The following is a 19,527-nucleotide window of genomic DNA, read 5'->3' on the forward strand; positions in this document are numbered from 1 at the left end:
GTTTTTGGGTGAGGCAGTTGAAGCGGTATTTGCTACTCAAATATCTGATTTCTCCTGTCGTTGTGCTCATAATGGCCAGGGGTTCGTACGGCTACGAACTTCCCGGAGACCCGCCCGAGTCCGACCAAAGGACCCTCGTTCCTATCGATCTCGACTTCACCGACAACCCCGTGCACGGCAGGATTGCCAATATCGACAGCGACGCCGCGACCCTGAAGTACAATTTCAGCCAGATTAAAGGTCTCGCGATTTCCAGCAGCTACTCCAACCGACTGCTGGACCCCTTTTCATCGGATGGCGACGTCGACATGGACGGTTTCTGGGACATTCGTCTAAGCTCTCCCCGAACCGACTCTCTGCCGGGTATCGAGATAGACTTCTCCGCAGGTGGTTTCAACGGTGAGACCGGCACCGATTTCGCTGACCCCAGTCATCAACGCATCAGGGTAAAGACATCCAGCAAGCTCGGTGCTTTCGACTATGGCTCGAGCTATCAGGTGGTCGGCACGGACTACGAAGTGGTCGACAAAAACAACAAGATCAAGGAGAAGGACAGAAACCGGGCCACGACCAATTCATGGATAGGCAGGTCGTTCGGCAAGCTGCACATCAGCCAGTTCACCGAGCAGAAGCGGAACAACATCGATGAATCCCGCCAACCGCAGGTTACGGACTCGCTGTATGGAACCAGCCTTCGCTATACCCTACTGAGCTGGCCCTATGTGGGTACCAGCTTTTCGTACGCGTCCGGCGACAGGGAAAGCGAGGTGGTAGATGTAGGCATCACTTCCCTTAACGGCGGTCTCAGCGCATCCCACAATAACTGGAATGTTGACCTGTACATTTCCCGGACCAGCCCGGAGGATAATGCCGGCAACTACTTTGGCCAGGCCCGGGACACAAACTACTATCTCGGTGGCTCCTACTACCCGAACAAGCGTCTGGTGATCTCTCCCTCAATCAATCGTAATGTCCAGAACTACCAGGATTGGGGTGTGGAGTCCGAGACCCTGTCGACAGCTGTTTCTGTGATGTACCGCCCCAGGGAACGGGACTACAGTTTCAATATCTATGTTTCCCAGGACAGCCAGGAAGCCCCTGAGTGGGGTGTAGAGACCGAGTATTTCTATTCGGAGGCCGGCATCCAGTGGGATCTTCGCAATAACAATCTGCTGGCGCTGACCTTCGGCTACAACCGCTATGATGACAAAATCTATTCTGGATCCGATTCGGACGACTTTTCGGTCAAGATCAGTTTCAAGAGTTATGCACTGGACCGCATACTTAACAGCCGTACCGTCACTCCATACAGCAATCAGCGCCAGTCATACCGTAGCTACCAGCAGGAACAGTGGTTGGAGATGGAGCGGCACCTCACCCGGCTCCAGTCGGTTGCATCTCTTTCCAACGGTCAAGCCCAGGGCGCACCAAATTATGCGAGAGATCTACAGCGCAGTCGGCAGTTGATGCCAGTAAACAGCCAGCAAGAAGAAGGCAATCCGTCCGCGCAGACAGACACCACCGTACCTGCATCGGAACCTGCACCAAAAGATAAATCGGCAGCGACCTCAACCAGTAGCCAGTGGTTTGTCAATTTTGGAAGTTTCAGCGACCTCGAAAACGCAAAAAAGCTGGAGGCGCAACTGGATCTTTCCTGTGAAAAGGTGTCCGTCACTGCCATCACCCTGGAGGGTCGAACGCTGTATCGTGTACAGGTTACCGGGTTCGATACCAAGCTGGAGGCTAAAGCACTTGCCCAGCGAATCGAGGAAAATCTCAACCTGGGAACCCTTTGGGTAGGCAAGGGTTAAAACTCTGGCTGGTTATAGCGAGGATTATTGATCATTCATGAATTAAGAGATTTGGTATGTGGCTGCATGCACTTTCATATACAGCGACTGCCCAATTTGTTGGTTGCCACGCAAAACTGACCCAGGATTTCCATCCAATTCTGACCCGGGTTACGGGTGCCCAGTATACCTAGGCGTCTGTGGATAAGTCTTCTGTCTGCCTCGTGTGTTCTCCTTCCTCGGGTGTTGGTGTGCTGGCCCTTTTCCGTTTGCTGCTGTTGCTCGCCAGACTGTGACGGAAGCGCCAGGACTCGTTGCCTGTTTCCACAAACTGGCAGTGATGGGCCAGCCGATCCAGTAACGCCGTCGTCATCTTCGCATCGCCGAACACGCTGGCCCACTCGGCAAAGCCCAGATTGGTAGTGATCATCACGCTGGTTCGCTCGTACAGCTTGGAGAGCAGGTGAAACAACAATGCCCCACCTGCCTGGCTGAAGGGCAGATAGCCCAGCTCACCGAGGATCACCAGATCAACATGAGTAAACCGGTAGGCCAGCTGCCCCTTCTTGCCTGCGGCTTTCTCCTGCTCCAGTGCATTGACCAGTTCCACTGTCGAGAGGAACCGTACCCGGCGATGATAGCGCTGGATGGCCTCGACTCCGATGGCAGTGGCCAGGTGCGTCTTGCCCGTTCCCGGCCCGCCAATCAGTACCGCATTCTGCGCACTGTTCATTAACTCGCCACCGTGCAGGCGCCGAACCAGGGTTTCATCCACCCGGGCCTGAGTGAAGTCGAAGCCCGCCAGGTCACGGTGCGCCGGGAAGCGGGCCGCCTTCATCTGGTAAGCCAGTGATTTGACCTCCCGCTCCGCGGTCTCCGTAGCCAACAGGGCCTGTAACACCTGCTCCACATCCATCGCATGGCTTCGCGCCTGCGCCAGCAGCTCGGGCAAGGTCTGCGCCATGCCGTGCAGCTTCAGCGCCTTCAATTGCGCCACCAGGTCATTCGACATGGTTCACCTCCTCAGCCGTCTGGCTGCGCAGGTGATCATAGCGATGCACATTAGCCTCGGGTTCCTCATTCAGCGTCAACGAGGTCTCTACCGGCGTCAGGGTAGCCACCGGGGCTTGCTGCCGGGCCAGCACGTTCAGTATATGGTCACCGCTGATGTTGCCCGATTCCAGGGCCAGCTCCACGGCCACCAGCACCGGTTCCAGGTCCTGGGCGGCCACCGCCGCCAGCACCTGCGCCATCACCCGATCGCCCCCTTCGTGGCGCAACAGGTGCCGTTGCAGCATCTGCAAGCACTTCGGCATCTCGGCAAAGGGCGCGCCATTGCGCAAGGCTCCCGGCTTGCGTTGCAGGACGCCGATATAATGCCGTCAGTCATAGATCGTCTGGTAGCGTTCAAAGGTGCGCCGGTGCCGGGCGACCTCTTCCCCCTCGGCGACCAGCACCAGTTCCCAGGGATACACCCGCAGGCTGATCACCTGGTGGGCCAGTTCAGCGGGCACGCTGTAGCGGCTGCGCTGGTAGTGCACCAGCGCCGTGGCTGAGACCCTCACCGATTGTTCGATATACCCGTCGAAGGGCCGCGGGTTGGGCATCAGGTGAGGGTGTTCATCCTCCAGAACGGATGCCAGAGTCAGGTCGGGGCAGTCCGGGTGGCGCATGTCCGCCCAGGCCGCCCGGCACTCACTGGCCAGCCAGTCATTGAGGTCGGCTATCGATGACCAGTGGCGGGCGTTGGCGCCAACCCAGAGTTGCCGGCGGCGGTCCTGCACGTTCTTCTCCACGACGCCTTTCTCCCACCCGGCGGCGCGGTTGCAGAACTCGGGCTCGAACAGGTAGTGCCCGGTCATCGCCAAGAAGCGCGCACTGACCGTGCGTTCCTTGCCGCGCCCAACCTCGTCCATCGCCGTCTTCATGTTGTCGTAGATTCCGCGCCGAGGTATCCCGCCAAAGGCGGCGAAGGCCCTGGCATGGGCGTCAAACAACATCTCGTGGGTTTGCAGGGGGTAGGCGACCACCAGGAAGGCCCGGCTGTGGGCCAGCTTGATATGCGCCACCTCCAGCCGGCGCCGTATGCCAGCAATGATGGCGTACTCGCAGCTCCAGTCGAGCTGGAACGCCTCGCCTGGCGCAAACCGCAGCGGTATGAAGGCCGGGCGGGCAGGAGCCGCGCCGCCCGCTTCGCGCCACTGCTTGGCAAAGATGGCCACGCGGGCATAGCCGCCCGGATAACCCTGTGCCTGGAGCAACTGGAACAACACCTTGGCGGTGCGTCGGTCCCGCTTGGGGCGGTGGCTGTCGGCCCGAAGCCAGCTGACCAACTGTTCCTTGTAGGGGTCGAGGATACTGGGAACGTTGCGAGGAGGATACGCAGGTTTGCGCATCTCGCCCTCCCGCAACCAGCGCCTGAGAGTATTACGGGATAAACCGGTCTGCCGCGCGATCTCGCGCAGGAGTACTTTGTCGCGGAAATACATCCGCAGGATCTTGGCTAACATGCCCACTGTGATCACTCCTTGATACTCCGCTCAAAAAGTGAGCAGGGTAGTCGATTCAGTGGGTCAGTTTTGGACGGAAATTATCCCTCAAAGTGAGGTCAATTTTGGGCGGCAATCAACAGTCACGGCGGCATGCTGACGAACCGATGCGAAAACAAAATGTTACGCGTGGTTGTAATACACGACTCCTTTGGGCCACTGTTGACTCCTTATATTTTCGCAACTTTCAATCGAGTAACCTATATTTGGATGAGTAGTCCTGAATTTTCCATTATTCGGCACTTGGTTCAAAATTTGGGAGTGGATATTGTCATACGAGTGATCGTGGAAAGACATTTGTTCCCGAATTATTTTTTTGATTGACCCCACAAACTTAAAGCTGAGCCGCAATGGGTGATTGGAGCAATAGACTCAGGCAATATCGCCTAATCCGAGGGGGCTCGTTTATTTGAGATTGACCATATGCAAACCAAGACAGTTATAGAAAAACTGAACAACACGGTAACTCAACCGGATCATGATACTGTTTTACTTTTTTTACATATACCGAAAGCAGCCGGGACCACTCTCACTAATTGCATATATAACGAGTACCGTGACCAAGAACAATGGAAAGCCGAAGGTAACTGGTTGATTGATGGAATTTATTATTATCCCGCAAGACTGTTGAAACCCAAAAATCCGGAAATTGCTCCCGAAATACGCACTGCCCTAAATAGACCTGATGTGAAAGTGGTGGTGGGACATTTTACATTCGGTATTCATCAAGAGGTACTCAAACCATGTTCATATATGACTTTTATTCGTGATCCGGTAGAGCGAGTCATCTCGCTTTACTCTCATATAAAACGCTATAGAGATACAGAACTGCACAAGGAAGTGGTAGAAAAATCACTCAGTATTGAACAATTTACCAGAGACCTAGAGTGTCGAGAAACAAATAACGACCAAGTAAGGCGCATAGCTGGAGTAAACCCACCATTTGGCCAATGCACCAAATATGACCTTGAGTTAGCCATGGAGAACCTAGAAAAGCATTTTAGTGTTGTTGGTATAACTGAGCGCTTCGATGAGACCTTACTGTTGGCAAAACGAAAGTTTCGCTGGGTGGCACCAATTTACTATCTCCCAAGCTTGGTCAATAGCAACAGGAAACGGCGCACTGAACTATCTGAAAGCACTATCTCGGCAATTAGCGAGCTTAATTCACTCGACTACGAATTGCATAAATTCGCCGAGAATCTATTGAATGCTAGCATCAAAAATGAAGGATCCGATTTTCAATTAGAGCTGCATCGATTCCAGCAAGAAAATGAAAAATATATGAATCGCGATTCGGAGTAAGTACAACTTTAGAATAATTCCCTATTCCTTAAATTTTTGATACATAATCACTGCCGCCAATATCATCAATGAATGTGCTTAGTAATTTCTTCGCATCCAAGTACTCGATAGCGATTTCTCGTGCCGCTCTAGAGTGCTCTTCGTAGTCAAGCTCCACCTCGCGAATAGCTTCTGCCGCCTGGTCAATATCCGTTACTGCAAACAAACCTTTTCCACATGGTAGCTTTTCGCTAAACCCAGTTTCCTGAAGTATTACCGGCCTTCCGCTCGCCAAGTAGACCGCACTCCGATCACTAAACCATCCGCCGTAAGTTTGAACGAATACATTTTTGCACACACTAAATTCGCCCTTTGAATCACGTATATAGCGATAATACTGCTCTACTGTCTTAGTTACGCTCTTTGCGTCACGAGTTCTCCACCCATGCTCTTTGAGTTTCTTTATTGGCGCTTTGCCAGAAACAGAAACTTCCAATGAGGTATCTAACTTACTGGGCAGCGACATGAATCTTTGGAATTCGATATCCTTTTGCCCGAATGTCTGGCCATCAAAGATAATGGGCTTATGCGACTGCCAGTTCATCACAGTAGTAAATGAAGCGCCTGCTGGGGGTGGTTCAACACTAAAAAGATCCGTAGCTACCAAGTTCCAAAGATGCCTCCAGGATCTACCAGCATCGGGCGCCTTCGTTCGCTCAGTACCGACAAGACATCCAGCTGAATAGTAGAAGTCAAAATTCGTCTTCTTTTCACTATTCTCCATTAACATCTGTGTGTAGCCCGGCTCACCCTCTATCAGAACTCGAATGGGCGTTAGAATCGATTCTTCCTCCCATGCACCGTGTGCCCCCATATCGATATATATATCTGCGGATCGAAATAGATTGCTGATCTCACTGCGAGATCGCCCGTAGCATGTACCCTGGATATCAACAAAGCACCATTTATCACCTAGTCCGTTCATCTCTAATAAGGCCTTTACTATTTCAATACCCTCTGCAGGATCATCGGCCATTACGTTTCGTTTCGGGTCATAACAAGCGTTTGAATAGTTGGCTTTTTCAAAGAAATAAATATCGTGACCCAACATCTGAAATCCTTTCAGAAACTGCAGAGCCCAAGATAGGTTACCGCCTAGAGGATAACGGATCATGTAAGATCCCAAAATGATTTGCGCCATCAAAAAACCATAAATAGGGTTACATATTTAGCTCTTTAAAGATTTGCATTTTGATTCCGATCAAAGCTTGTTGGGCATTTTCATTACAAATTTTCGTTAAATCGCGAGCATCTTGACTGCAGCAAAAATCAAATGCATTGGATAAGTCTTTCTGATCTAAATCATCAGCCGTGAAAATCACAGGCCAGCCTATGGTCTCTGTTTGTTTCTTCAGTTTCGCTCCTCCAGCAATTGGGTCAATTGCTAGCGCCGGTACGCCGTTCTGTATAGCGAGAACGGTCCCGTGCAATCGAGTTGTTACTACCAAATCCATCTTTGATATCAAAGATTCTATCTCGGAAGCAGTCCGTAAACCGGTCCTGTTTTCGTCAAGTCTTGTATCAATTTGTACAAGTACACTTGGCTTATTTTTCAGCAGAGAATCAATTGCGTCATTTGCTTTCTGGTGTAGCGCTCGATTTTTGTATTCTTTTTGTGGTTCAACTTGTATTACGCCGACTACGGGTACATTTTTTGTTACCGATAAAAACGTCAAATCAGGGTTTGTTCTATGATTACTATCACGTTCAATGAGAAGGTCGAAGGGATTCCAGGTTTCAAGAGGATCCAACATTGAAAGATTGAGGCCAATCTTGCGGCAACAATCAAAATGTTCCAAAAATTGCGTTAGCGGCTCTCCATTGCCACAGGGGCCGCAAATGAAAAATATATGTGAGTAATCAGATGCGTTCAGACATTTCCAGTCCATCCCCCCACTGAATGGACTAGCCAATGCCATGTCAAATGCAATCCCTCCAGCCTTCAACCAAGATGCAACTACGTCACTAGAAATTAAATCTCCCGCAGTCGCTCCCATCTGCTCGAAGCTGAACCAGCCTGCAATTAGTACCTTCATCAAATTCCCTTAGTTGAAAAAATCACAGGAAGTTAGTATCGATCACAAAAACCTATGGAAAAACGATCATCTTGTGGCTTAGCAATTCACTCCTAAAAATGTCTTGAGGAAGATCCGATCAATTGCCTAGCGCAATTTTGGAATTTGGTTCCAGAAATTCACGCACTTCGATCGGCTTGCCATAGTCAAGACTGAGCCACAGATCGCAACTTTCCAGTGTCGACAGTCTATGTGCGATCATGAATGTGGTACGTCCCTGCATTAAGCGGTCCATCGCATCGACAATTGAAGCCTCTGTTTTGGTGTCCACAGAGCTTGTCGGTTCATCTAAAACAAGTATTGGTGCATCTTTAAGAAAGGCCCTGGCAAGGGCAATTCTTTGGCGTTCTCCTCCCGAGAGACTCATTCCTCTCTCTCCTACCAAGGTCTGATATCCATCGGGGAGGCCACTGATGAAATCGTGTACATCCGCAGATTTTGCAGCAGCAACTATCTTTTCTTCGCTCGCATTGGGATCGCCGTAGGCGATATTGTCGCTAATACTGGTTGCGAACAGCACTGGTTCCTGCAATACCATCGCAAATTGATTACGCAGAGAAGTTAGTTTGTAATTCCTGATATCGATTCCGTCAATTTCTATTGACCCGCTTTCCGGATCATAAAGCCTCATCAATAAGCTCATCATGGTGGTTTTCCCGGATCCTGTTCTACCCATAATTCCCACACGACTACCAATGGGAACGGTGAAGGTAGCATTCTGCAAAACGGGACGTCTCTTACTGTAAGAAAAATTAACGTTTTTGAATGCAATCGAATCTTTAACCTGCCCTATTTCGGTGGCACCATCCTTTTCCTCAACCTCTCCGGGTTCAGCAAGATAATTGAAAATTCGGTCTGCACTGGTAAGCGCTGCCTGTTGAGCAGCAATCTGACTGCCGATGGTTTGCAGAGGCCCATACATTTGAGTGAGATAAGACATGATGAGAAGAAGAGATCCAACGGTTAGCTCTCCTTTGAGTACGGATGATGTCCCCAGATAGAGCACCAGAACAGTGCCAATCAAAGTTGTCAGGCCAACAAAGAAATTAAACATCCCTTCGGAAAAGCCTACCCGCACACGTTGTTTTATGTACGGCTCTGAAGCGTCACGAAAGCGCGCGTGTTCATCATCCTCCCGCCCGAAAACCTTCACAACTCTGAGAGCTCCAAGCACTTCCTGTACTATAGCCAGCGCAGAACTTTCGAGCCGTTTAACAGCTTTCCATCGCTGCTGTAAGCGCCGGCTGTATAGTCGATTCAAGAAAATAAGAATGGGGGAAATGCTTATTGCGACAAGTGCGATAGGAAAATTGATGATCGCCATCACAACCAGCATTGCGATCAGGTTAGTTGCTGCAGTAATCAATGGGATAAGACCATCAATGGCAAGCCAACGTATGGCCGGAGCATCCCAATTCACCCGATACAAGGAATCGGACGCACCGCGAATATCGTGATAGCTCAAGGATATTCGTTGCATCTGCTGAAATAGAGCGCTCCGTGACTCCAGAGTGAGCTTCTCACCGGTGTAATCTTTTAATAACCATAGTAGTTGACTAAGCAATTGATTAAATATGGTTACAAGCGCCAACATAATAAGCGCCAGTACTAGAAAACCACTGACACCTGCATTTGGATCTTGTATTTCAAATATGCTGAGGAAACCTGGAAGGGGCTGAGAACCGATCACACTGTCGACGATAATTTTCAGGGGAAGAGGCATCAACAGGGCGATTGGCGCTGAAAGGAGCCCTAACAAAAAAATCGCTATCAAATGATACTTGTAGTCGCTCGCTCGAACGAGGACCTTTTTGTAAATCGATAGCGTATTTAACCTTTCTTCAGCCATTTAGCGGATCTTCACCTACTGGACATTCGAAGCCCTGTGAAAGGAGACTTCAGACGGTTTATTCATCGATTCATCAACTAACCTGGAAAGTATTTTTTCGCTATCAAAATAAGCTGATGCAATTTGTCTCGCTGACCTGGCGTGCGTCGGATAGTCGTTTCTTACCGCAGAGATCCCCTCCATTGCCTCTTCAAGCGTACTGAACTGCAGGATACCCTCTCCGACAGGAAGCACTCCATCAAATCCGGTATTTTGTACTACAACCGGCTTGCCTGAGGCCAGGTAGCAGGCAGAGCGGCAACTAAACCAACCGGTATTTCCTACAACATAGCCATGCTTCGCCACACTCCACTCCGCGAGAGACGACTGGATATAGTCTCTATAAGCATCCATCGTTGCGCCCACTTTTCCGGCATCGGCGACTCGCCAACCAGCTTGACTCAAAAACTGGCTAAGCTCTGAAATGTGACCGCACTCTTGATTCTCTTGCGCAACATCTGCAATAACTCCATCGCCGCTTTCCCAGTTAGTATGCATCGTTCCATTAATGGCAACCTCAAGATTTTGGTCATCAAGCAGTTGGGGTAATTCGATGAAGCGAATGAATTCCAAATCCTTCTGGCCAAACCGTCTACCGTTCAAGACAAGCGGCTGATAACTCGTCCAACTCATCACTGTCGTAAAGGCTGGACGAACTTCTGAATTCGACTTCCACTCCGACAACACAATGGGCTGTCGGGTTGGGATCCATTCACGACCAGCTGTTAAGGCGGTTTTGTTGATAGACTCTCCGAAACTGAACAGCAGGTCGTGAACCTCTACACGCTGACAGAAATCGCGGTGTTCATCAGGTAACATCAACTTTACCTGCGTAAATCCAGGATCAGAGTCAATATAGACCAGTCGAGGTATCTGGCGATAATTGGCTGGGCATTCCAATGTTCCGGAGATATTGATCAGAAGATCTGCGCTCTGAATTACTTCTCGTCTCTTTGCGGCAGACAATCCGAACCATTCAGAATTTGTAGGAAAGTGATACGCCCATTTGTCATCCAAGCCAAATCTCTTCATGACTGATGAAAGATGGCTCAAATTCGTTTGACAATCCCGAGCGACCCACTCGTCACCGGAAACTCCACCATCCAGCGTGTAGGGCCATTCACCGGAGTCTTCAAAGTAATAGACGTCGTGCCCCAGGCGATGTAGCCCCAACACATACTGTAAATAGTCCCAAGCAACTCCAGCGAGCGTTGGGTGCTGTGCGATCAGGCCTGTAACGATGATGCGTAGTCGGCTGTTCATACAAAACCACCTCTGTATGATTGGCCGACTCTTTGCTTGAACTTTGTTTGCCTTGAACAGCAGTCAGCATCCTGCTTTTCAGTCAAACAGTCATCATGCGTTGGCAGGTAAGATTCGCTCATTCGGGATCAACCAGGAGAGTTGCTTTGAAGCGTTCAAATGTGACGGCAAGCAGCCCTTGAGCACTAGCACATTCTCTTATACTCCTGATCAATACAGCGAGCCCCGAGATTGCTAAAACGCAGGTTGCCAACCACGCCTGATCAAGAGCAGCAAATAGGCTTAAGAGGAGCAAGAGTCCGCTAATAAAAAAGACGGATGTCCGAAGTTTCGGCCAAAACCGCACCCTGATATAGTGCGCTCCGCCACCATGGTCTTCAACAGCCATCATCATTCGAGCGCCTCCAAGCAGCCCTCCTGACACCTCGATATCCCAATCGTCGAAATCGCCACCATATTCGAAAACACAACCCTTTCTTTCCAGTTCCGATGTGAACTGAAACGGCCGATTTCCCGGGTCCTCCCATTTTTCCGTCCAGATGGCAAACGACTTTGGCCATGGAAGCAGCAGTAGGGCGTCTCCACCTCGTCGCCAGATAGTCAAACCGTGATCCACTCGTCCCTTGAGGCGCGCCAGGGGTTGGGTCAAATGCATCGCCGTAGTCAAGAACCACTGCTTGAGTTTTTGCTCTCTGCTCAGGGCAGGGTCACGCAGGAACGTAGCGCGTGAAGCGCTAATTCCGGCCTGGATAACAGGTATCGCCACGGAGGCCAGAAAGACAGGAAGAATCCAAAGCATGGGAGGCCAAAGAGGCCCTAACAGGGACAATATGCCCAGAAAACCAACAAGTAGATACCACTCGGGCATGAGCGGGAGTGACCAGATAGTGGCAGGAGCCATCTCATATATTGACTGGAACGGCGCACCACCCATCAAGCCGCCGTAGACTCGCTGCCGGCGTCCTAGTGGAAGCGTAAAACCCGCGCCGTACATCCGCCCACCCCATGTGGTATGGCCAAGCGTGTTGTACTTCTCCGGCCATTTTTCCTCCAGCAGCGCTTCAGCCTTGCCATAGCCTTTCTGCTGGTTCCAGTACATCTCGATCGAATTGCGGCGGTGGTGCCAATCCATAGCGGCGGCGTGAAAGCCGATTTTCCAGCCTTTAGCCTGCAGTCGCCAACACACGTCCACGTCGTCACCCGCTGCCCGATATCGACCGTCGAAGCCCTCGATAGCCTCCAGGGCCTCGCGCTTGAAAGCCATATTGCATCCAGGGATATGTTCCGCTTCGATATCAGTAAGCAGCACCTGCACCGGTCCGCCCGGTGCGTTGTAGACGCACTCCGCGATGGGGCCGTCTCCCGGTGGTGCCAGATTAGGTCCCCCTACCCCAACAAAGTCATTTGTCATGAAGCGGTAGGCCAGGTACTGCAGCCAGTGAGGGTCGGGATATGCGTCGTCGTCGATATAGGCAATAATCTCGCCGGCTGCGTTTTGCCAACCGGTGTTCCGGGCATTGCTCAGGCCGCGGTTTTCCGTGCTGATCAGCTTGACATCATATTCCCCCACTATTTTGGCTGTATCATCTGTGGAGCCGTCGTTGACCACGATGACTTCATAGTCGGGATAATCCAGTGTCTTGAAGCCTTCCATGGTGTCGCGAATAGTGGCAGCGCCGTTATAGCTGCATACGACCACCGTAACCATTGGCCAATCCATCTGGGCAGGGAAAGGAGCTTCCTCGAAAGCCCTAGAGACTGCGTGCAAGCCCGGCTTGGCGACCCTGTCCCGGTTGGTCAGCCCGAAGGCCCAGTCCTCTACTTCGGCTTCGGCGCGATACCATTCATCGGTCCACGAAAACACCACAATACCGACGCATCCTTCGGCAAACGCGGTGCGTATCTGCCAATCCAGTGATCGGGCCTGCTCCTCTTCCCCATTCCTCAGGCAATCCAGTCCGACTTCACTCATCAGCAGGGGGCGATCGCAAGCCAGGTTCTGCAGCTTCTGCAGGTATGCGGCCAGCTTGTCCTCTGACTCCAGGTACACGTTGAATGCAAGCAGGTCCAGGAAGGACAGGTCCAGATACTCTGTCGTGGGATAATTGACGTAAGTCACCAGACCCTGCGGATCGACTGACTTGATCGCTTTATAGATCGAGCGGATATAGCGTTCTACTTTCTTCCGTCCAATCCAGCGCACCAGGGACGCCTGAATTTCGTTGCCGACCGCATAACACAGAAGGGCCGGATGCCCCGCGACTTCCCGGACTTTATTCCTGACCAGTTCGACAACATCGGGCGCGTCCGCTTTCTTGTCGACGAGATAGCCCGCGTACTGTTCGGCGGAAAGCCCAACCATGACCCGCAGGCCGTGCTTTGCTGCTATATCCAGCAATGACCTGGGGGGCATGGTATGCGGGATACGGACGGTATTGACGCCGCTCGCCGCCATCTGGGCGAAATCGCGTTCCAGCTTTTCGTTGTCGGTATATTCGTTGCCTTCCTCGTCCGGACGGAAGGCGCCATAGCTCACGCCCTTTACCCAGAACTTCTCGTTGCCGACAAAAAGAAATTTTCCACCTATCCGGGGGCGCGGCGTCTGATTGGTAATTGGCTCAAGCGTCGGTAACGACGCCTCTTCTTCCGGCTCAACGTATGCACTTTGTTGCAGTGCGCCCTGATTTTCCATAGAGATTGAATCCTTGGCGTGAATTCAGCGAACAGTTTCTGGAATGATTCAGGCGGACAGCGCGGACCCTGAATTATTCAACTTCATTGCGTGCCAGCGCAGCGCAGTTCCGACGATGGTTTTCAGATCCGAGTACTCAGGCACCCAATCCAGCAGCGCATTGGCCAGCCCCGGGGCTGCCACCAGTGCCGGCGGATCGCCCGGGCGACGGTCGCACTCCCTGGCATTGACAGGGTAGCCACTGATCCTTTCCACCGCGGCAATCACCTCCTTTACCGAGTGCCCCTTGCCGGTACCGAGGTTTACAGCGAAGCTGTCGCTGCCGGCGGCAAGCCGTTCGATAGCCTTTAAGTGAGCGGAGGCCAGGTCTGTAACATGGATATAGTCGCGTACGCAGCTCCCGTCCGGTGTCGGGTAGTCACTGCCGAAAATCTGCACGTCCTCTCGCTGCCCGAGTGCCGCCTGTATCACCAGGGGTATGAGGTGGGTCTCCGGGTCATGTTCCTCGCCGATCTCGCCTTCCGGGTCAGCGCCAGCGGCATTGAAATAACGCAGGGCTCCGTAGCGAATGCCGTGTGCTTGCGAATACCACTTGAGCGCTTTTTCGATAAAAAGTTTGGACTCCCCATAGGGGTTCACCGGTTGCTGCGGCAGCGTCTCCCTGATGGGACTCTCGCCGGGTTCGCCATAGGTGGCGCAGGTCGAAGAAAAGACGATGTTTTTCACGCCTTCCTCCACCATGGCATCGAGTAGAGTGACGGTATTGGCTACATTGTTGCGGAAGTACTTTCCCGGATCCTGCATGGATTCGCCCACATAGGCAAAGGCAGCAAAGTGCATGACGGCCTGTATGTTGTGCTTGCGCAGCGTTTCCCGCAGGGTGATGCCGTTGTGCAGGTCACCCTCTACCAGGGGGCCCCACTTCACCGCCCAGGAGTGGCCATGCACCAGGTTGTCGTAGGTAACGGGCGTATGGCCCGCCAGGGAAAGGGACTTGCAGGCGTGACTGCCGATATAACCGGCGCCGCCCGTAACCAGTACGTTGATGCCCATATGCAGCCCCTACCCCGCCTTGGAAAGTGTCAAGTCGGGAGTCTTGACCCTGGCGTTCCCGGTGCCCAGCAACTGGTCGAAGTACGCGATGGTCCTGGTCAAGCCCTCGTCGAGCTGCACCCTGGGCTCCCAGCCCAGGGTCTCCCGCGCCAGTGTGATGTCGGGTCTACGCTGTCGCGGGTCGTCTGCCGGAAGGGGTTCCTCGATCAACTTCGAACTCGAACCGGTAATCTCCAGCACCTTTTCAGCCAGTTCGCGAATGGTGAACTCGTTGGGATTGCCGAGGTTCATGGGGCCCCGGAACTCGGGTGGCGTGGCCATCAACTGCATAAATCCTTCCACCAGATCATCGGCATAACAGAATGAGCGCGTCTGGGAACCATCGCCGTAGAGGGTGATGGGTTCACCCTTCAACGCCTGTACGATGAAGTTGGAAACAACCCGCCCGTCCTCGGGATGCATACGTGGCCCGTAGGTATTGAAAATGCGCACCACTTTCACATCCAGCTGGTGACGGCGATGATAGTCGAAGCACAATGTCTCGGCGCTGCGCTTACCCTCGTCATAGCAGGATCTGATTCCGGTTGGATTGACATGTCCCCAGTAGCTTTCCGGCTGCGGGTGTACGAGCGGATCTCCGTATACCTCGCTGGTGGACGCGTGCAGGATCTTTCCTTTTACCCGCTTGGCCAGACCCAGCATATTGATCATGCCCAGCACACTGGTCTTCATGGTATGCACGGGATCGTACTGGTAGTGCACTGGCGAAGCCGGGCAGGCAAGATTGTAAACTTCGTCCACCTGCAGGTAGACCGGGTTGGTGATGTCATGCTCCATCACGGTGAACATGGGGTCGCTCATCAGGTGGGCGATGTTGGCTTTGCGACCCGTATAGAAATTGTCCAGGCACACCACTTCATTGCCCGCGTGCAAAAGCTTCTCGCAGAGATGAGACCCCAGGAACCCGGCGCCACCTGTCACCAGAACGCGTGTGCCGTCAACCCTCTGTAATTGCCTGTTCATATCGCGCCTCTTTCCTTGATGAATTATCAGTGCCCATCGCCTTTAACCGGTTTCACGCATTATCTCGGGCCTGTAATCTGAATCACGTTGCCGCCTGCCGATCCCCTCGTATTCGAAACCGAAATCCTTCAGCATGTGGTAATCGTAGATATTGCGCCCATCGAATATCACCGGCTGGCGCATCAGTCCGTGCATATGCTGAAAATCGGGGTTGCGGAAGGAGTTCCACTCGGTCACAACCATCAGCGCATCCACATCCTGCAGCGCCTCGTACTGGTCCTCCACCAGGGTGATCATGCCGGTTTCAAACCAGCCTTGCGGGAAGGCCCGCTGGGCTTCCCCCATCGCAACCGGGTCGTGGGCACGGATTCGCACCCCTTCCGCCACCAGGCGCCTGACCAGGTCGACTGAAGTCGCCTCGCGCATGTCGTCGGTTCCCGGCTTGAAGGAGAGACCCCAAAGTGCCACTGTGCTTGCACCCAGTTCGCCGTTGAAGCGCCTCGACAGTTTGTTGAACAGCACCTGCTTCTGGCTCTGGTTGCGCGACTCCACCGCATTCAATATCTGCGGCTCGTAGCCGTATGCCTGGGCCATGCTGATCAGGGCCTTCACGTCCTTGGGAAAGCAGGAGCCGCCGTAGCCGCACCCTGGATTGATAAAGGAGTAACCGATACGCGAATCAGAGCCTATTCCCCAGCGCACGGACTCCACGTCCACGCCCATCTCGTCGCACAGGCCGGCAATCTCGTTGATAAAGGAAATCTTGGTCGCCAGCATGGCGTTGGCGGCGTACTTGGTCATTTCAGCGTCTCGCACGCCCATGTGGAAAATGCGATCGCCGGCTTTGTTGAAAGGCGCGTACAGGTGATCCATGATGCGTGCGGCCCGCTCGCTGCCAGAGCCAACCACGACGCGGTCGGGATTCATGAAATCGTCGATGGCCGCCCCCTCCTTGAGGAACTCGGGGTTGCTCACCACGTCGTAGGAAATCTCTTCCCTACGCTGCGCCAGTTCCAGTTCGATCACCTTGCCGACGCGCTCGGCCGTGCCGACAGGCACGGTCGATTTGGTGGCAATCACGGTGTAATGTTTGAGGTGCTGGCCTATCTCGCTGGCCACGCCCAGCACGTAATCCAGATTAGCTGAACCATCGTCTCGCGGCGGGGTACCCACGGCAATAAAGACAACCGAGGCCTCCTGCATCGCTTCGGCCAGAAAGGTTGTGAAATAGAGCCGCTTTGCGGCGACGTTACTGATGATGAGGGGCTCGAGGCCCGGCTCGTAGATGGGGATGATACCGCGTCGGAGGTTCTGGATCTTTTCCTCGTTGATATCGACACAAGTGACCTTATGTCCCATCTCGGCCAGGCAAACCCCGGTCACGAGACCGACATAACCGGTTCCTACAATAGCGACTTCCATGCTCCCCAAACCCTCGCCAGCAACGCCTGTTGACTACCGCATTAGGAAAAATGCATGTGGGAAAATTTCCGGCTTTTATATTTTTATGGCTGGCGATTCACGCCCACTATGCCCCTGTATTCAAAAATCTAAACCACGTTTCCCGCAAATGACGGACGTAAAAAAGACTTCATTCAAGGCTGGTTGCCCGCCATCTACACCGCTAGCCTGAGCACCAAATTCCTAATCCACTGCTCACGCTATAGTCGCTGCAATAATCTTGCACTTTCTATGCCTAAATTTAACTTTGTAGTGCCGAAGGAGCAGAAAGCGATCCTTCGTAGCAGAGAGTAGGTCTTACATGGCGTCTCCAACCACGTTGAATTCACTGATCAAAATTACTATTTTTCGAGGGAAATCAGCGCCATGCGGACTGCCAAAAAATGACCGACTTCCAAACAACTGACGAGGCTAGACCATGCACGGCCTGTTGCTGCCAGTTCATCGGTAAAGACAATTGCTTTTGATCAGATTGTTGTTTAGCGCACTTACATGGTGCGGGCGAGCGCCAAAAGCGCTATTTCGAACCACGACCAATCCCTTCAGGAGATAAGGAGTCAGCTGATTATTGAGCTCCTGGAGCTCGCCTTTTAGCTGCTCAAACTGGATCGCTCGTTCTTTAGCTCGCGCCTCGAGCTGCTCGTCAGACTTTGTTGCCTGTGCTTCGGCGAGTTCGTCGGCGAGTTGTAGATTGGTCCCGTTAATACCTAAATTTACATGAGGCGGCTGGGCAGCACGCTTACCATCAATTAACGCTTGGTAGATCGCTGCCAGGGGTCCACCCAACCGAACGTACTCTCTTCAAAACCGTAGTCATTGCGCCCAGTAGGGGAAGTGCGGCGAGAGAACAGTTCGTCCAAACCATAACTGACCAAGTTGACGTTCACTGAAAAACTGTCTGAACTCGCGGCCGAGTAGAAACCGTCCTCATACCGGTTATATCCAACCACCAGTGACAGGTTGCTGTGACGTTTGGGAATAAAATCAAGATCCCAGTGAACCCCAACCTCGGAATACACCCCGGAATAATCCATATACCATTCTTCGTTTTCCGAGGCATCGTAAGACACGTAGCCGCTGAACCTGAGATCGCTCTGAACTGGCTGGTAGTTGAATGACAACGATGCCCATGTCGTATCGGTTTGCGCCAGGTAATCAGCGAAAGTCTCCGTCGTGAAGCCGATAGAGGGAGTAATACTCAGAACGCTGTTGGGATACCATGACCCGCCGAGATAATAATTACGGGTATCGGGCTCGCCAAAATAATATCCCTGGCTGTCCTCGGGATTCAGGCTATCCACCGACAGATTCGCACTCCAGGTATTGTGAGAAGCACTCAGCGATGCACTGTAGTAATCGATTCCCAGATCATAGTCGCCACTGGAAGTCTTACTGGCGACCACTTCCCTGTCACCCGATGCCTGTGCGAAGGAAGCGCTGACGTACGGCCAGTACAGGATTGTGTAACGTCCTTCCACCCCCACAAGCGTGTCAGTGGTCAGTGGCTTGTTCGGCGAATAGATATTGGTTTCTGTCTGTTTGGAAAACTGCTTGATGCTCAGGTCGCCGAACGATTTGCCAACCCACGAGTAAAGGGTGGCTTTATCCCTGTCCTTGTCGCGAATCTGGTTTTTCTTGCTTAAAACCGCATACTCGGCACCAACCGATCTGTAGCTGAACCCCTGATCCAGTATTCCCGCCAGACTTCCGCTCGAAGAAACCGAAAACATCTGTCGCTGCTCGTTGCTGAAATCATCGCCTGTATAGCCGTCAAAGCCACCCACCGAGTATCTCACTTTGAGCGCTGGCAGATTTTCCGTTTTTTTCACCGAGAAACCCAGGTTGAGATAGCCGTTGAAGTTTTCCCCGTATGAGAGCTGGGATGCACCGAGACCATCTTCTTTGGCCGCCGCGTAAGAATAACTGGCATAGGCGGATAGTCCCGATGAACCGCCAGTACGGTAGGTCAGCGTGGCGCCGTTATTGAGCTCACGCTCCACACTGCTGATGAAGAAAGACGGTTCGCTCTGTGCAAGGTCAGGCAGTTTCGAATCGTAAATCTGGGAATCAGGGAATCCCTCAGAAGCAGCACAAACCCCCGCCATCATCGCGATAGCGGAAACGCATGCGTATCCTGGAATTTTCCACTGCTTCACAAACATCTTCCCTGATGGGAGCGACCCTTATACAAGGTTAATGAATTATTCAATTAATTCAACCAGATAGCGGCCTTATTCATGATTGGCAGAACTGATCTTCGCCCCATTCTGAAGCATTAGCCTGGCGTTCACTTGTCAAATAAAGTGCGCAGATGTTCGATTTGTAATTCGGTGTGCGTTCCCCGGGCTTCTTGAACCACACCTACCCTACTTCTTTTTTGAGAAAATCA

The 19,527-nt window shown here is 52.4% G+C and carries 13 protein-coding genes and 1 pseudogene; 2 read left to right on the top strand and 12 right to left on the bottom strand.

The window, feature by feature from the left end; all coding sequences use genetic code 11:
- The first annotated feature begins 17 nt into the window (after window positions 1–17).
- Window positions 18–1,811, top strand: coding sequence for an SPOR domain-containing protein (locus ACNKU3_RS11870; RefSeq protein WP_418259683.1), 1,794 nt, complete (start codon window positions 18–20; stop codon window positions 1,809–1,811).
- Between the two features lie 169 nt (window positions 1,812–1,980).
- Here ACNKU3_RS11870 and istB read toward each other — a convergent pair whose 3' ends face one another.
- Both istB and istA read right to left on the bottom strand, forming a co-directional pair.
- The gene (gene istB, locus ACNKU3_RS11875) at window positions 1,981–2,802 is read right to left on the bottom strand and encodes an IS21-like element helper ATPase IstB (protein ID WP_418259684.1); all 822 of its coding nucleotides are present in this window, start codon (window positions 2,800–2,802) and stop codon (window positions 1,981–1,983) included.
- Window positions 2,792–4,300, bottom strand: a pseudogene (gene istA / locus ACNKU3_RS11880) (IS21 family transposase). The gene istB and the pseudogene istA overlap by 11 nt, the downstream one beginning before the upstream one ends.
- A 462-nt stretch (window positions 4,301–4,762) precedes the next feature.
- Here istA and ACNKU3_RS11885 point away from each other — a divergent pair.
- On the top strand, window positions 4,763–5,644 hold the full coding sequence (locus tag ACNKU3_RS11885) for a sulfotransferase family 2 domain-containing protein (RefSeq protein WP_418259685.1): 882 nt from the start codon (window positions 4,763–4,765) through the stop codon (window positions 5,642–5,644).
- A 28-nt stretch (window positions 5,645–5,672) separates the two neighbouring features.
- Here the strand turns inward: ACNKU3_RS11885 and ACNKU3_RS11890 are convergent, their stop codons facing one another.
- The 10 genes from ACNKU3_RS11890 to ACNKU3_RS11935 form a co-directional block, all read right to left on the bottom strand.
- A complete protein-coding gene (locus tag ACNKU3_RS11890; protein ID WP_418259686.1) occupies window positions 5,673–6,824 on the bottom strand; it encodes a glycosyltransferase in 1,152 nt (383 codons plus the stop codon).
- 19 nt (window positions 6,825–6,843) lie between these two features.
- Entirely contained in the window at window positions 6,844–7,719 is an 876-nt protein-coding gene (locus ACNKU3_RS11895) for a polysaccharide pyruvyl transferase family protein (RefSeq protein WP_418259687.1), read from the bottom strand.
- A 118-nt stretch (window positions 7,720–7,837) separates the two neighbouring features.
- Complete coding sequence (locus tag ACNKU3_RS11900; RefSeq protein ID WP_418259688.1) at window positions 7,838–9,607, bottom strand: ABC transporter ATP-binding protein; 1,770 nt, start codon at window positions 9,605–9,607, stop codon at window positions 7,838–7,840.
- Between the two features lie 15 nt (window positions 9,608–9,622).
- The gene (locus ACNKU3_RS11905) at window positions 9,623–10,909 is read right to left on the bottom strand and encodes a hypothetical protein (RefSeq protein ID WP_418259689.1); all 1,287 of its coding nucleotides are present in this window, start codon (window positions 10,907–10,909) and stop codon (window positions 9,623–9,625) included.
- A 118-nt stretch (window positions 10,910–11,027) separates the two neighbouring features.
- Complete coding sequence (locus tag ACNKU3_RS11910; protein ID WP_418259690.1) at window positions 11,028–13,601, bottom strand: glycosyltransferase; 2,574 nt, start codon at window positions 13,599–13,601, stop codon at window positions 11,028–11,030.
- 48 nt (window positions 13,602–13,649) lie between these two features.
- Window positions 13,650–14,654 carry a UDP-glucose 4-epimerase GalE gene (gene galE, locus ACNKU3_RS11915; protein ID WP_418259691.1) on the bottom strand — a complete coding sequence of 335 codons (1,005 nt, stop codon included), beginning with the start codon at window positions 14,652–14,654 and terminating at the stop codon, window positions 13,650–13,652.
- A 9-nt stretch (window positions 14,655–14,663) separates the two neighbouring features.
- The gene (locus ACNKU3_RS11920; protein ID WP_418259692.1) at window positions 14,664–15,677 is read right to left on the bottom strand and encodes a UDP-glucuronic acid decarboxylase family protein; all 1,014 of its coding nucleotides are present in this window, start codon (window positions 15,675–15,677) and stop codon (window positions 14,664–14,666) included.
- A gap of 42 nt (window positions 15,678–15,719) precedes the next feature.
- The gene (locus ACNKU3_RS11925) at window positions 15,720–17,099 is read right to left on the bottom strand and encodes a UDP-glucose dehydrogenase family protein (RefSeq protein ID WP_418259693.1); all 1,380 of its coding nucleotides are present in this window, start codon (window positions 17,097–17,099) and stop codon (window positions 15,720–15,722) included.
- A gap of 480 nt (window positions 17,100–17,579) precedes the next feature.
- Window positions 17,580–17,924 carry a hypothetical protein gene (locus ACNKU3_RS11930; RefSeq protein ID WP_418259694.1) on the bottom strand — a complete coding sequence of 115 codons (345 nt, stop codon included), beginning with the start codon at window positions 17,922–17,924 and terminating at the stop codon, window positions 17,580–17,582.
- On the bottom strand, window positions 17,888–19,294 hold the full coding sequence (locus ACNKU3_RS11935; protein ID WP_418259695.1) for a hypothetical protein: 1,407 nt from the start codon (window positions 19,292–19,294) through the stop codon (window positions 17,888–17,890). The genes ACNKU3_RS11930 and ACNKU3_RS11935 overlap by 37 nt, the downstream gene beginning before the upstream one ends.
- Window positions 19,295–19,527: the final 233 nt, after the last annotated feature.

The sequence above is a fragment of the Haliea sp. E17 genome, assembly GCF_048323675.1.
Classification (GTDB): Bacteria; Pseudomonadota; Gammaproteobacteria; order Pseudomonadales; family Halieaceae; genus Mangrovimicrobium.